The organism is Sinorhizobium terangae, assembly GCF_029714365.1.
In the GTDB taxonomy this organism is placed as follows: Bacteria; Pseudomonadota; Alphaproteobacteria; order Rhizobiales; family Rhizobiaceae; genus Sinorhizobium; species Sinorhizobium terangae.
The window spans coordinates 1251464-1265461 of sequence record NZ_CP121659.1 but is presented as its reverse complement, the minus strand read 5'-3'; the positions used below and the strand labels follow the sequence as shown (position 1 = coordinate 1265461).

The 13998-nt window shown below is 58.6% G+C and carries 11 protein-coding genes and 2 tRNA genes; 5 read left to right on the top strand and 8 right to left on the bottom strand.

Translation table 11 applies throughout. The annotated features are described in order from the left end of the window. Positions 1–13: 13 nt before the first annotated feature. From QA637_RS06035 to QA637_RS06025, 3 genes are read right to left on the bottom strand one after another with little or no spacing between them, the layout of a single operon-like run. Positions 14–916 carry a glycosyl transferase gene (locus tag QA637_RS06035; protein ID WP_153436387.1) on the bottom strand — a complete coding sequence of 301 codons (903 nt, stop codon included), beginning with the start codon at positions 914–916 and terminating at the stop codon, positions 14–16. Positions 917–974: 58 nt separating this feature from the next. Then, positions 975–1706, bottom strand: coding sequence for a membrane-anchored protein (locus tag QA637_RS06030; protein ID WP_153436386.1), 732 nt, complete (start codon positions 1704–1706; stop codon positions 975–977). Between the two features lie 40 nt (positions 1707–1746). Beyond that, positions 1747–2577: a 3-deoxy-manno-octulosonate cytidylyltransferase gene (locus QA637_RS06025; protein WP_283064285.1), complete on the bottom strand. Its 831-nt coding sequence runs from the start codon at positions 2575–2577 to the stop codon at positions 1747–1749. 236 nt (positions 2578–2813) lie between these two features. Between QA637_RS06025 and QA637_RS06020 the strand changes: the two genes are divergently transcribed. Beyond that, complete coding sequence (locus QA637_RS06020; RefSeq protein ID WP_153436384.1) at positions 2814–3728, top strand: glycosyltransferase family 92 protein; 915 nt, start codon at positions 2814–2816, stop codon at positions 3726–3728. A gap of 52 nt (positions 3729–3780) precedes the next feature. Then, positions 3781–4749 carry a mitochondrial fission ELM1 family protein gene (locus QA637_RS06015; RefSeq protein WP_283064284.1) on the top strand — a complete coding sequence of 323 codons (969 nt, stop codon included), beginning with the start codon at positions 3781–3783 and terminating at the stop codon, positions 4747–4749. Positions 4750–4775: 26 nt separating this feature from the next. Here QA637_RS06015 and QA637_RS06010 read toward each other — a convergent pair whose 3' ends face one another. Continuing rightward, on the bottom strand, positions 4776–5621 hold the full coding sequence (locus QA637_RS06010; protein ID WP_153436382.1) for a glycosyl transferase: 846 nt from the start codon (positions 5619–5621) through the stop codon (positions 4776–4778). A gap of 471 nt (positions 5622–6092) precedes the next feature. Here QA637_RS06010 and QA637_RS06005 point away from each other — a divergent pair. Both QA637_RS06005 and QA637_RS06000 read left to right on the top strand, forming a co-directional pair. Further along, positions 6093–6167: transfer RNA gene (locus QA637_RS06005), tRNA-Glu, on the top strand. A 154-nt stretch (positions 6168–6321) separates the two neighbouring features. Continuing rightward, a tRNA-Glu gene (locus QA637_RS06000) sits at positions 6322–6397 on the top strand. Between the two features lie 551 nt (positions 6398–6948). Here the strand turns inward: QA637_RS06000 and recJ are convergent. From recJ to QA637_RS05980, 4 genes are all read right to left on the bottom strand, one after another. Continuing rightward, positions 6949–8751 carry a single-stranded-DNA-specific exonuclease RecJ gene (gene recJ, locus QA637_RS05995; RefSeq protein WP_153436428.1) on the bottom strand — a complete coding sequence of 601 codons (1803 nt, stop codon included), beginning with the start codon at positions 8749–8751 and terminating at the stop codon, positions 6949–6951. Between the two features lie 132 nt (positions 8752–8883). Beyond that, on the bottom strand, positions 8884–10206 hold the full coding sequence (locus QA637_RS05990; protein ID WP_153436429.1) for a homoserine dehydrogenase: 1323 nt from the start codon (positions 10204–10206) through the stop codon (positions 8884–8886). A gap of 78 nt (positions 10207–10284) precedes the next feature. Beyond that, positions 10285–11502, bottom strand: coding sequence for an LL-diaminopimelate aminotransferase (locus tag QA637_RS05985; protein WP_153436430.1), 1218 nt, complete (start codon positions 11500–11502; stop codon positions 10285–10287). Between the two features lie 125 nt (positions 11503–11627). Further along, entirely contained in the window at positions 11628–11933 is a 306-nt protein-coding gene (locus tag QA637_RS05980; protein WP_153436431.1) for an SHOCT domain-containing protein, read from the bottom strand. Positions 11934–12145: 212 nt separating this feature from the next. On the opposite strand from QA637_RS05980, the gene phaC reads away from it, so the two are divergent. Continuing rightward, entirely contained in the window at positions 12146–13993 is a 1848-nt protein-coding gene (gene phaC / locus QA637_RS05975; RefSeq protein ID WP_184109036.1) for a poly(3-hydroxyalkanoate) polymerase subunit PhaC, read from the top strand. Positions 13994–13998: the final 5 nt, after the last annotated feature.

Here is a 13998-nt window from a genome sequence, read left to right as displayed (position 1 = left end):
TCCCCGCTAAAGGTCAGTCAGTTTTTGCAAAGGTGGGGTCGTAGCCAAAGCCCACCTCGATGAGCGCCGAGACAGGCGAGTAATTTGCAATCTCGATGCCGCTTTCAACGGCTATGCTCCGGGCCATTACCAGATGATCGATAATCCACTTTTGGGCCGTGATGATGCCCGAATAGGCTTTATCGGTTGTTTCATAGTACCTGGGCTCATCGGCATTACTGATGTCGATCCCCACGAACCCGATCACGCGAGGCTTCCAGGCGACAGCAAACTGTGTCGCTGAAACGGCCACTGAACCTGCTTGGAAGATGCCGGCGGAGGGATCTTCAGAAAACCCTATCGCACCATCCTCGCTCAGCCTTACATGGGACCGCTTGCGCAGTTCCGCGGCGTCTCGGCGTGGCAGCCCATATGGCTTTCGCAAGTTATCGATCAATATGATCGGCTTGTCTCGCAACCATGTGCTGTCCAATTCACAGATTGCCCTTATGACGCTCACTGACAAGAGACACACGCATCCGGCCGGGATCCGCTTCATGAGATCGAAGTGTCTCCATACGAACCGCTCGTCTTCAATTGCGACTGCCAGAGGCTTTGCTATTACGGCGGGAAAAAGATGCACCGCGCCGTTCAAAAGAAGGCAGGAATACTCCTCTGCGCGGGTGAGGTCGCATTGCGCGATCGAGGGACCGGAGCCGACGATAAGCACCCTCGAGGATTTTGCCTCCAAAGCGCGTGAGCTCGTGAGATGTCCCACCAACTTGCCCCGATACCGGATCGCGCCCTTTCGATCTGCAGTCGCACGCTCGATCTTGAGGCCGGGAAACCAGTCCTGCACATGTGCCCTTGATCGTCCTAACAGCAGGCGGACGGCGATCTTGATGCAAGAACGGGAAAAGGGACGGTTTGAACGCATTGATTTCCTATCGCAGGCGTTGATCAGGCAAATGCAGCAACGTAAGTTTCAAGTAATTTCAGCGGCTTGTAGCGGTCCACAATGGTATACCCAACTCTTCCGAAACCGATGGATCCGCCGTGAAGACCGGGCGCCCCTCACTAACCAGCTTCGAAACGAGGACTTTGTCCATGTGGACATGAAGTCGAGTCAGGCCCGCTGAATTGTAGACATGGCCCGTTGAGTTCGGGTTTATCCCGGTTATGATGACGGCGGGGGCTCCGTTATAAAGGGCAAAGAGAACCGCGTTCATTCCATTTGAGCATTTGGAATCTGCGTCCATCTCAAGGGAACGCAAATTCGCCACGCGGTCCAGCAACGCCATCCGCTCGTAGCGATCAACGATCTCCAGTCGGTCGTATTGATAATCGAACGCCCGCAATCCCTCCTCCAGCCGCGCGCGATCGTCCTTTCGCCAGAGAAATACATAGAGCGTGCCGGTGCGTTGTCTCGTCAGCACACGCCTGACTTCAACCGCGTTCGGGGTGGTTCCTTCGACCTGGTTGAACATCATCATCGTTATGTCAGGCGCATCGACGCCCCACTTGGCGATGACCGATTGCGAGCCGTTCACGGTAATGATCCTGAAGCTCCCGTCCAATCCGGCCGGCTTATGGGACACAGGAGCGGACCCGACGACCACAACGGGGCTATTGAATCGAAACGGGGCAGCCGGCGGATCCGGGCGTATGATGCGGTACTTCAGATTTCGGTATATGCGCTTGCGCGCGTCGGAGACCCATGACCCCATTTATCCTCACCAGAAATCGGCACTTGCCAATGTAATACTACTACACCTTCGTTTTCTTCAGAAACTTCGGCTTCAGCCGTCGTAGATATTCGTCAATGGACCGCAATACGTTTGTTAAAGAAATTAACTTGTCAACTTGCGCATCGGTCTGGCTCAGTCGCGACGACAAGACTTCGGCGATCGTCGAGGAGATTTCAGCAGCGGGCAACTCCGGGAAACGCGAAGCGAGTGAGTTGTAACTGTTTGTCGAGATACCACCATGCATTGTCAGTTTGCCCACTCTTGCAAAGAGGCGCAAGAAGACCTGCTCGAAAGTCCAGTCGTGCACAGCCACCACCCGCCACTTTTCGCTGCGCTTTGCCGAGAAGCCCGCCAGAACGATCTCGGCCGGAAGTGCCTGGTCCACCAGCCACAGGGCGATGGCGAAGCCGCTCGTAGGAACTTTATCCTGCGGATAAAAGTCAGCGCAGAAGCCCGTCAAGTCCAAATGTCCGGTGGGCGTTCCCAAGTAATCCGAGCTTGTGTTCAACCTCTCGCTCGCGGCCAGGCGGATGTTCATGATACCCAGGAACTCCTGGGGCGCGAACAGCTTGAGGACGTCAGCGACTTCCTGTCGGTAGACGATGTTGGCGCCTCGCGGTTGAGCGCGTGATATCAGTAGGGAGCGCCCGGAAAATTGTTCGTCAAGAACCTTGTAGACCTTGTTGAAGAATACAAAGAGAGCCGTCCGCGGGTATTCGGCCTGAAGTTCCTTGACGCTAACCTCGTCGCTGTTGGCGACGAGAACGATGTGTGAGAACGTGGAAAACAGTGCACGCCATTGCTCCGTTGTCGTCAACTTCTCCGTCGTTCCGGAAGCGGGAAAGTCCATGGACACCCATCCCAACCTTAACGTGCTTTCAGCGCGCTTTCTCCATATTACCGAGGCTCGGATTCGAAGTCCGGCTTGCCCCATCTATAAATGGTGATCTATCCAAATCAAAGCAGCACAGTTGATAAGACCAGAAAATGCATGTTCAAGTAGGCGCAACGTTCCTCATCCTTCTGCGCCGACCTAGGGTGCGGCCAACAAAAGAGCCACTCCATGTTAGCAACCAAGGGTCGTAGATGTTTGGACTGAAGGCTAATCGGCATCTTACTAGAGAACTTGCCATCACACCTCCGCCAGCAGAGTTGAGCCGGCACGGCATTGCGATCGTCGCCTGCGTGAAAAACGAAGCTAGCTACATCGAGGAGTGGGTGCGTTTTCACCAAGCCGTCGGGGTTCGACATTTTCACATCTATGAAGACGGCTCGACTGATGGCACGCGCGAGGTGCTTCAGCGGGCGTTGAAGCCCGAGGAACTGACTGTCGTCCCCTGGAAACTTCGCATGCGGGATGAGGAAAGTGGTGAGTTTTTGAACGGGCAGACGATTGCCTTCGCACATGCGATTCTAAACTTTGGCGGCAGGTACGATCGTATGGCGTTCATCGACGTCGATGAATTCTTGCTTCCCAAGAAAGGCCGGACGTTAGAAGAAGCCCTGCGAGGAGCAGGCGGATTTCCGAATATTTCCTTGCCGTGGCACATGTTCGGCCATAGCGGTCACGTCTCGCGACCAGCAGGGCCCGTATGCCTCAATTACAAAATGCGGGTCTCCGATCCGATGCAGCAGAACCTCGACGCAAGTAATTTCAAATGCATTGTCGATCCGGTCGAGGTGACGAAAGTGGGCGTGCACCACTTTCAAACACGTTCCTATGGCGACAGAACCGCAAATGATGCGGGAAAAGTGGTACCAAGGAATAAGCGGAAGGCTGCCGAATTTTACTCTGCAGAGTTCGTACAGCTCAATCACTACTACGCGAAGTCGATCGAGGAGTTGAAGGAAAAGACAGACAGAGGCTGGTCTTTCGATGGATCAACGGCGAAATACCGAAACAAGGTCGCTACCACCATCAGGTATATCGAAACCAATGTCGTCGAAGACCGCGGCATGCTCGAATTCATCGACAAAAATGGGATCGATCTCGGTCAGTAAGCCGGCGCAAGGCACGCGCGGTACAAAATAGCGTCAGATTCGGAGTTCAGGTTTGCAAGACAACGACGACAAGGCGACGAAAGCGTCGGAGCGCTGCGTGTGGGCGGTGGCAGAAAGCAAGGCGGGAACGCTTACGCAGTGCCTTGGCGTTGGAAAGGAGTTTCACCACGAGCCGGTCGTCAAATTGATCAGTCGGGCCCGCGGCTTGAGAAAACTGTTCGAACCCAGGCTCTTTCGCAAAAGGGAACAGCGTCCCGAGCTGGTAATCTCCTGCGGTTTTCGGGCAGAACCCGCAGTTCTTGACATCAAGGCGGCCTATGGCGGCAAGCCTCTGACCGTGCACCTCCAGCGGCCGCGCATCGAAGGATATGATCTCGTCTTCGTCTCTCGCCACGATTGGGTCGACGAATTGAACGAGCGGCCGAATTATCATTCGATGGTCGGAGTACCGCATCAGATCACCTCGGCGCGGCTGGCACCTCTTAGGGATGCCGCGCGCAGACGTTTGTCGCCGGACGGGCAGCCAATAGCTGCCGTCTTCGTAGGCGGCTCGAATGGCGCATATGTTTATGACGACAGAACGCACCAGAATATAAAGAGGGCCATCGAGCAATTGGAGAAAGAAGGCTGGCGCATCGTTGTGTCGGTCTCACGCAGATCTGAAGACCACACTCAGCAGGCCCTGTCGGCACTCAACAGCGAAAGCATTGCCGTGTGGGACAGGCGAAGCGAAAACCCCTACCTCGACTATATGGCCGCCGCCGACGCCTTCGTGATCGCCAAGGACTCGATCACAATGCCCTGCGAGGCTCTGGCGACGGGCAAGCCGGTCTTTACGCTTGACCTAACCCCCGTCGTGGGTCCGCGGCTGGACAAGTTCGAGCGCTATCACAGGGACCTCAACGAAACTCTGCAGCTGACGCGGCCGTTCAAAGGAAAAATCGAACCCTACAGCTACGAGCCACTCGACGAAACGCGCCGTATCGCCTCGGTAATCCGTTCGCAGCTCAATCGCCCGTAAGACCTCAAGTGCGGCCATCCGCACGCCTATTCGCGCCAGTGCTCGGCCACCCAAGGCGTCGGACGAATATAGTGCCGCAGGTACTGCAGCGCGCCCTTGTTCTTCCTTTGCTTCGGATCGAAGACACCCGCTATGTGCTTGAACGCCGTCTTATGGGGAGCCTTGGTTCCATATCGCCCTTCGATCGCGTGCTGTGGGTGCAGACCGCGCGGGAAAATAATGACACGCGCATCGCTCGGCAGACGTGGAGCAAGAAGATAGTTGAGCGGGAATGGCCAACGGCAGTCCTGGCGAAAGTGGAGAACCCATTTTCGTGGAAAGAATGTTATCCCCCCGGGCGCGTTGCGGCTTACGAAGCGTTGCTCGTAACGGTACTCGTCGGCCACACCCTGTGGATCGGATCGAAACCTTTCCTGCAGCGGCACGAGCTTCCCAACCGGAAAACGGAAGAGTGACGTTTGCCCTAGGCGCTCAAAGGGCGTCGTCTGATTTCTCGTCATGACGATGTCATCCGCCTCACCAACCTCAAAAAAACCGTCGAGAGAGGAAACGATCACGAGATCCAGATCGAGAAAAAGAACTGGACCTCTCAGCTTTCCCAACGTCGCCCCCCAGAGTCGGGCCTTTGGCCAGATGCCTCTGGTATTTATCGGCATGTTCTCCACGTCGAGTGGCGGTAGGTCCTCGCAACTTATTTCCGGGTTCAAACCTGCGCGGTTGTCGGTAAAGCAAGTGAAGGTGAAAGGCGGCGTAATGTTGCGAGCCACCATCGCGTAAAGTCGATTTATGAACGGGGCTCCATACTTCGTTCCCCAATTGATGCAGATCACTTGTTTAACGCCGCCGCTGGCTGCCAACACGCTTGTAGTCATTTGCTCCATTCCTAGCCGGCTGCGCTTTTCCGCAGCATCTTTTTGCTTGCTCTCTCAAGGAGGCCGACGCGGCCGCGGTGGGTGAGTACGAGCGAGTTGCACGATGTAATTACTTGCCAGCCGCGTCTTCGCCAAGACTGCGTGTTTCATTCAAGTAAGCATCCGCCGTCGCGCGGTAAGGATTATGGCCTGAGAGACAGCGGCTCTAGTTCTTCCTCGTGATACAAGAAACAGTGCCGGCACTCCGGTGGGCACGGCTGCGGTGGCGTCCGCAGGCCATTGGAAGCACTGGAAAGGATGGGCCGGAATGTCCCCGAGAAAATGTTCCCAAAGGTGGTGGCACGCCTGCTGGGCGTGCCACTCCTCCCGTTTTCCCAATTATTGTATGTTGCCGAGTGATTTTTACCGTCGCCGCTCGCGCCGGGGCTTGGGAAATCCCAAGGCTTGAGCTATATGTGCAATTCGTCCCGCGCGCCCATCGTCTAGCGGTCAGGACGCCGCCCTCTCACGGCGGTAACACGGGTTCGAGTCCCGTTGGGCGTACCAATCCCATCTCGCTCTTGACGCTAAACATGGCGCGACGAACGCTCGCGGCTTGATGACGTCGAACCACTACAAGTTTTCCGCAAAAATTTGAATTTAATGGCTCTTCATCACTTGCGGGAATCCGAGGCGCTTACTATAAGCCACGTCGTCTTGGGCGCCCATCGTCTAGCGGTCTAGGACGCCGCCCTTTCACGGCGGAAACACGGGTTCGAGTCCCGTTGGGCGTGCCATAATCCCAATCAAATCTTACAGTTACACAGGCGTAAGCCAACCTGACCAAAGGTTCCGGCCAGATAGCAATTCGCCTTAGGAATACTGTACTTAGGCCTTGCCCCTATATTTGAGCACTTTCTGATATATTGGAAGCCTGATCCGACTGCTGACCAGCCGGAAAACGAAATTGGGGGGAATCCATGAATTATTGCGCTTCGACATTGATTACGGCCAGCGTGCTTTCCAGTGCAGCGCTCGTCTCGTGCACCACCACGACCGGCAGCATCGGGCCTACGCCTGGAACCCATCAGATAGCAGGCCATCCGTACCGCACGACGAATGATTGTGTCCGCAAGGCGCCCGTCGGCCAGTTTGATCTGAAATGCGACGTTCCGCTGCTCGGTTACCGCAATTTCTCCGACCCGACTATCGTACCGCAGAGCGGTGCACCCGGGGGATTCGCTTTCCGATAGAGGCGGTCACGCTACTGAGATAACCGCCGGGTCGGCATGGTTGGAAGGGCTTTGGACCAAGCGAGGAGTATCACGCTCCACCATTCTCGAATTCGTCAGATCGCCTTTGCTGCGTCCGCTACACGCAGTTGGACGCGACGGGTTCCCTGCCAGAGGTCCGCCGAAACCGATCCCGCCACATGAATGGTGGAGCCGCGGCTGCCAAGCAGGAAGTCGCCGATAGGCGTTTCGGTGGCGCGAAAGGCGATGCCGTCGATCCGGCTGCCATCCTGGCCCTCGAGCGTTACCTTGACGTGATTGGCGCCGACCTGTCGGGAGTCACGCAGCCGGTGCTGCGGAAAGGCGAAGATCGGCTGCGGATGTCCAGAACCATAGGGGCCGGCCTGCTCCAGGAGATCGACCAGTTCGATCGTCGCACCCGACGCACCGAGCGCGCCGTCAACCTTCAGGGTCTCCGTGGACACAAGATCGCGCACCACCGCTTCGGCCCGCTCTTCGAAGAATTGCCGAAGCCTGCCGAGATTTGTGCGCTCAACTGTCAAGCCCGCAGCCATGGCATGGCCGCCGCCCTTGACGAGAAGACCGCTTTCGACCGCCGCCCGCACCATCCGGCCCATGTCGAAACCATTGATCGAACGCCCCGATCCCGTTCCTCGCCCACTCGGGTCAAAGGCGATCGCGAAGGCAGGCCGGCGGAATTTTTCCTTGATGCGTGCCGCGATGAGCCCAACGATTCCCGGGTGCCAGCTTTCCCGCGCCGTGACGATCACCGAAGCCCCCTCGCCGGTCCCGTATTCCGCCAGCACCTCCGCTTCGGCCTCGGCGAGCATCGCCGCCTCCATGGCCTGACGCTCGCGGTTAAGCTCGTCGAGCCGGCCGGCAATCGTTTCGGCGGCCGCCGCATCTTCGAGCGCCAACAGCCTGCTGCCCAAGGCGGCATCGCCGATTCGTCCACCCGCATTGATACGCGGGCCGATCAGGAATCCAAGATGATAGGGCGTCACCGGGCCGCCGATTGCAGCCTTGCGGAGAAGCGCCGCGAGGCCCTTATTTCCCATGTGACGCGCGGCGATCAGCCCCTTGACCACATAGGCGCGATTGAGCCCCTTGAGCGGCACCACATCGCAGACGGTCGCCAATGCGACAAGATCAAGCTGCGCCAACAGATCGAACGACGCAGCACGCGGATCCCTTTGGCCGCGCAGCACCCGCAAGGTATTGACGAGGGCAAGATAGACGACGCCGGCAGCACAAAGATGCCCCTGGCCGGAGAGGTCGTCCTCGCGGTTCGGATTGACGAGCGCATGGCACGGCGGGAGGGATGACCCCACTTGATGGTGGTCGATGACGACGACGTCGACGCCGCGGCGGGCGGCAACCTCAAGGGACTCGTGGCTGGTCGAACCGCAGTCGACCGTAACGATAAGATCGGCTCCGTTGTCGACCAGTTGTTCGATCGCTTGCGGATTGGGCCCGTAACCTTCGAAGATGCGGTCCGGAATGTAAATGTCGGCCTCGATGCCGAAATGGCGCAGGAAGCGGACCATCAGCGCGCAAGAGGCGGCGCCGTCGACGTCATAGTCCCCGAATATCACCACCTTTTCGTGGCGGCGCGTCGCCAGTGCCAGTCGCTCGGCCGCCTTGCGACAATCGGTCAACGTGTCCGGATCCGGCATTAGCGCGCGAAGCGTCGGATCGAGAAACGCGGCAGCATCGTCGAGCGCTACGCCGCGGCCGGCGAGCACGCGGGCGATCATCTCGGAATAGCCATGGACCTGGCTAATCGCCAAGGCCCGGTTTTGCCCGGCTTGATCCAGACGCGACACCCAGCGCTGCCCGCTGACCGAGCGCTCGACGCCGAGAAATGCCCTTTGGATCGGGTCCGCCAATACGTCCATGTTATTTGTCCGCCCGCATTCTTCTGTTCTTAGCGGACATTTCAGGCTGGAAGAACCCGAATGAAGAAGGCTCCGGCGGGCCAGAGGCCTGTCGGAGCCGTTTCTCAACAGTTTTAATGTGCCGGTGGGCGATCAGCCCGCCTTTGGCCGCTCGATTCGGATGACCTGCGGCTCCCCGACAAGATAGCCCTCGCCCTTGACGGCGACGATCGCCTTGCGCACGGAAGCTTCATGCGTGGCATGCGTGACCAGTATGATCGTCTTCGGTTCGGCGGGATCCACGTAGTGCTTGGAATGCTGCATGATCGATTCGAGCGAGATATCGTTTTCGGCCATATGCCCCGCGATGTTGGCGAAGACACCGGTACGATCGAGAACTTTCAGCCGAATGAAATAGCCGCCTTCATGGCTTTGTATGCGGGCTCGCTTGTAGGGCAACAGTGCGGTCGCCGGGCGGCCGAAAGCCGGTACGTGTTGCGCGCCCGGGCGGCTCTTGGCGATATCGGCGATGTCGCCGAGCACGGCCGACGCGGTCGCATTGCCGCCAGCACCGGGGCCGACCATCAGCAGTTCGCCGAGAATATCGGACTCGATCGCAACCGCGTTCGTCACACCGTCGACCTGGGCGATGACGGAATCGTAAGGCACCATCGTCGGATGAACGCGCTGCTCAATGCCGCTTTCGGTACGTTGCGCGACCCCGAGCAACTTGATCCGATAGCCGAGATCGGCGGCCGCCTGGATGTCCTCGATCGAGATGTTGGTGATGCCTTCGAGGTAGATGTCATCGGCGGCGATTGCGGTGCCGAAGGCGAGGCTGGTCAGGATCGACAGCTTATGCGCCGTATCGTTGCCCTCGATGTCGAAGGCCGGATCCGCCTCGGCATAGCCAAGGCGTTGGGCTTCCTTCAGGCAGTCTTCGAACGAAAGCCCCTCCTTCTCCATCTTCGTCAGGATGTAGTTGCAGGTGCCGTTCATGATGCCATAGACGCGCGAGACGGTGTTACCCGTCATGGACTCGCGAAGCGCCTTGATAACCGGAATGCCGCCAGCTACCGCGGCCTCATAGTTGAGCAGCGCGCCATGCTCTTCGGCAATTCCCGCAAGCTCGATGCCGTGGGCGGCGAGCAGCGCCTTGTTGGCGGTGACCACATGGATGCCCCGCTGCAGCGCAGCCTTCACGGCGGAATAGGCCGGATCTCCGGCTCCGCCCATCAACTCGATGAAAACGTCGATGTCCGCTTCGGACGCCAGCGAAACCGCGTCATCGAACCACTTGATGTTCGAAAGCTTCACGCCGCGGTCCCTGGATCGGTCCCTCGCCGTCACCGCCATGATCTCGATCGCCCGACCGCACGTGGTTGCCAGCATCTCATGACGATCCTGGAGAATCCGCACGAGCGAGGCACCGACGGTCCCCAAGCCCGCAATGCCGATTTTGAGGGCATCTGACATAGCAAGTTCCTAACATGTAGAGGCCCCGCCAGGCGTGGCGGGACTATTCTGGTTTGGAAACCGGACCGACCCGATTTCCTACCGGTGTGCGTTAAACGAGATGACGTTGTGCATCGTCTCATCGGCCGCGGACAGGAAGCGCTTGATGTTACGTGCAGCCTGCCGGATCCGGTGTTCGTTCTCCACGAGCGCCAGGCGGACATAGTCGTCGCCCTGCTCGCCAAAGCCGATGCCGGGCGCGACGGCAACGTCCGCCTTTTCGACGAGAAGTTTCGAGAACTCGAGCGAGCCCAGATGACGGAACTTCTCGGGGATCTTTGCCCAGGCAAACATGGTCGCCGGCGGCGGCGGCACTTCGAAGCCCGCCTTGCCGAAGCTCTCGACCATCACGTCGCGCCGCCGCCTGTAGATGTTACGCACCTCGGCAATGTCGCTGCCGTCACCGTTGAGCGCCTGCGTCGCGGCAACCTGGATCGGCGTGAATGCGCCGTAGTCGAGATAGGACTTGACCCGCGTCAGCGCCGCGATCAGCCGCTCGTTTCCGACAGCAAAGCCCATGCGCCAGCCGGGCATGGAGAACGTCTTCGACATCGACGTGAACTCGACCGTCACGTCGATCGCGCCAGGCACTTCCAGCACGGAGGGGGGCGGCGCGTCATCGAAGTAGATTTCAGAATAGGCGAGATCCGAAAGCACGATGATGTCGTGCTTCTTCGCAAACGCGATGACTTCCTTGTAGAAGTCGAGCGAAGCGACCTGCGCCGTCGGGTTCGACGGGTAGTTGAGAATCAGCGCCAAAGGCTTCGGAATCGAATGCCGCACAGCCCGCTCCAGCGGCGGAAAGAAGCTGTCGTCCGGTTCCACTGAGATAGACCGGATAACGCCGCCCGCCATCAGAAAGCCGAAGGCGTGGATGGGATAGGTCGGATTCGGGCACAGGATGACATCGCCGGGTGCGGTGATCGCCTGCGCCATGTTGGCGAAGCCTTCCTTGGAGCCGAGCGTCGCGACAACCTGTGTCTCGGGATTGAGTTTGACGCCGAAGCGACGGGCATAATAGGCGGCCTGAGCACGACGCAGACCGGGAATGCCCTTCGACGACGAATAACGGTGTGTGCGCGGATCCTGGACAACCTCGCAAAGCTTGTCGACGATCGACTGCGGGGTGGGAAGATCCGGATTGCCCATTCCGAGGTCGATGATGTCAGCACCGGCCGCTCGCGCGCTTGCTTTCAAACGGTTGACCTGTTCGAAAACATAGGGCGGCAAACGCCGGACTTTATGAAACTCTTCCATCTCCAAACCTCGTTTGGCGCAAGCCTCCACAAGCCGTTCGGCTTTCGCGGAAGCAAACGCGGTGGTGAACGGCCGTCATCGCGGCCATTCAACGCTTTGCGTCCAAATCACCGGAAAGGCAAGCGCTAATTCGCGATCTGTTTCAGCGTGTCGGCCCCGTGTTGCTCGGCCAGCAACTGCAATTCCTTCAAGCGCCGCTGATATTCGGCCTCGGAGATCGAGCCGGATTGGCGGGCCGTGGCAAGCGCCGTCAACCGGGATTGCATCGAGACCGCCTCTTCCTCGGTCATCTGGGGGGCCGCGGCCGGCTTTTGCCCATAAACGGATGGATACGAGGCCAATTGGGCTGTCGAACTGCATCCGGTAAGAGCGCCCGCGAGGAGCAATCCCAAAACCCAAGAAACCGAGCCCTGTTTTCCGACGACAAGCATGCTGGCGATGACCCCTGTTTTTCCGGCGCGACGATGGCCAGTGCACCGGGTGCCCGAAAAAGACACGCCAATGACACTTTAACCGCTTGAATTCAAAGCGATTTACTCGCTTCCTGTGATTCCTTTGGAAAGCTGAACGCTCTAGCCCTTGTAATCATTTTCGGGCAGAATGTAAAAATGCAAAACAGATAAGATGCTGTGGAGGACGCCGGGTGACAGCAGACAGGAAGGCCGAGGACGGCGGTGGCAAGAGCGGCTTTGCCGGCTTTGATCCGAAATCGGTCGAGCCCTACATCGTCAAGGATCCAGAAAGCTTGGCCGTCAACCTGGCCCGCGCAGCAGAACAACTCGGCAAGGCAGCGTCTGCGTGGCTTGCTCCGCGCGAAGCTGGCGAGAAGACCGATACCTTCGCCGAGCCCGTCTCCGACATGGTCAAGACGCTATCGAAGATCTCGGAGTACTGGCTCTCCGACCCGCGTCGAACGCTGGAAGCCCAGACACATCTCATGGGCAGTTTCTTTGACATCTGGTCGCGTAGCCTTCAGCGCATGGCCGGCGATGTTGCCACGGATCCGACGAGCATCGAGCGCACCGACAAGCGCTTTGCGGACGAGGACTGGGTGAGGAATCCGTTCTTCGACTTCATTCGCCAGGCCTATCTCGCTACCTCGGATTGGGCGGAGAGGATGGTCAATGACGCCGAGGGGCTCGACGACCATACCAAGCATAAGGCGGCATTCTACGTGCGCCAGATATCGAGCGCCCTGTCGCCGACCAATTTCGTAACGACCAACCCGCAACTCTATCGCGAAACCGTGGCATCAAGTGGTGCCAACCTCGTCAAGGGCATGCAGATGTTTGCGGAAGACATCGCTGCCGGGCGCGGCGATCTCAGGTTGCGGCAGACGGATACCAGCAAGTTCGCCATCGGCGAAAACATCGCAATCACGCCGGGCAAGGTGATCGCCCAGAGCGATGTCTGCCAAGTCATTCAGTATGAGGCGAGCACCGAGACAGTTCTCAAGCGGCCGTTGCTGATCTGCCCGCCGTGGATCAACAAGTTCTATGTGCTCGATCTCAACCCGCAAAAATCCTTCATCAAATGGGCGGTCGACCAAGGGCACACCGTGTTCGTCATCTCCTGGGTCAACCCCGATGAACGCCATGCCTCGAAGGACTGGGAGGCCTATGCCCGTGAAGGGATCGGGTTTGCCCTGGACATCATCGAGCAGGCAACAGGCGAGCGCGAAGTCAATGCCATCGGTTACTGCGTTGGCGGCACGTTGCTTGCTGCCACGCTGGCGCTCCACGCCGCCGAAGGCGATGAGCGCATCCGCTCGGCGACACTCTTCACGACGCAAGTGGACTTCACCTATGCGGGAGATCTAAAGGTCTTTGTCGACGATGACCAGATCAGCCAAATCGAACGCAAGATGAGCGCGACCGGCTATCTCGAAGGCTCGAAGATGGCGACCGCCTTCAACATGCTCAGGGCGTCCGAGTTGATCTGGCCGTATTTCGTCAACAACTATCTGAAGGGCCAGGAGCCCCTGCCCTTCGATCTCCTTTACTGGAACTCCGATTCAACCCGGATGCCGGCAGCCAACCACTCCTTCTATCTTCGCAACTGCTACCTGGAGAACAAGCTCTCCAAGGGAGAGATGGTGCTTGCCGGCCGGAAGATCTCGCTCGGCGACGTCAAGATACCGATCTACAACCTAGCAACGAAGGAAGACCACATCGCGCCCGCCAAATCGGTGTTCCTCGGCAGCAGCTTCTTCGGCGGCAAGGTAACGTTCGTTCTGTCAGGCTCGGGCCATATTGCCGGCGTCGTCAACCCGCCGGACAAAGGCAAATATCAATACTGGACCGGCGGTCCCGCCAAGGGCGACGTCGACGAGTGGCTCGGCAAGGCAAAGGAGACACCGGGCTCCTGGTGGCCGCACTGGCACAGCTGGGTTGAAAAGCTCGACAAGAAACGCGTTCCGGCCCGAAAGCCCGGCGGGCCGCTCAACTCGCTTGAGGAAGCGCCGGGCTCCTATGTCCGCGCACGGGCCTGATGGGT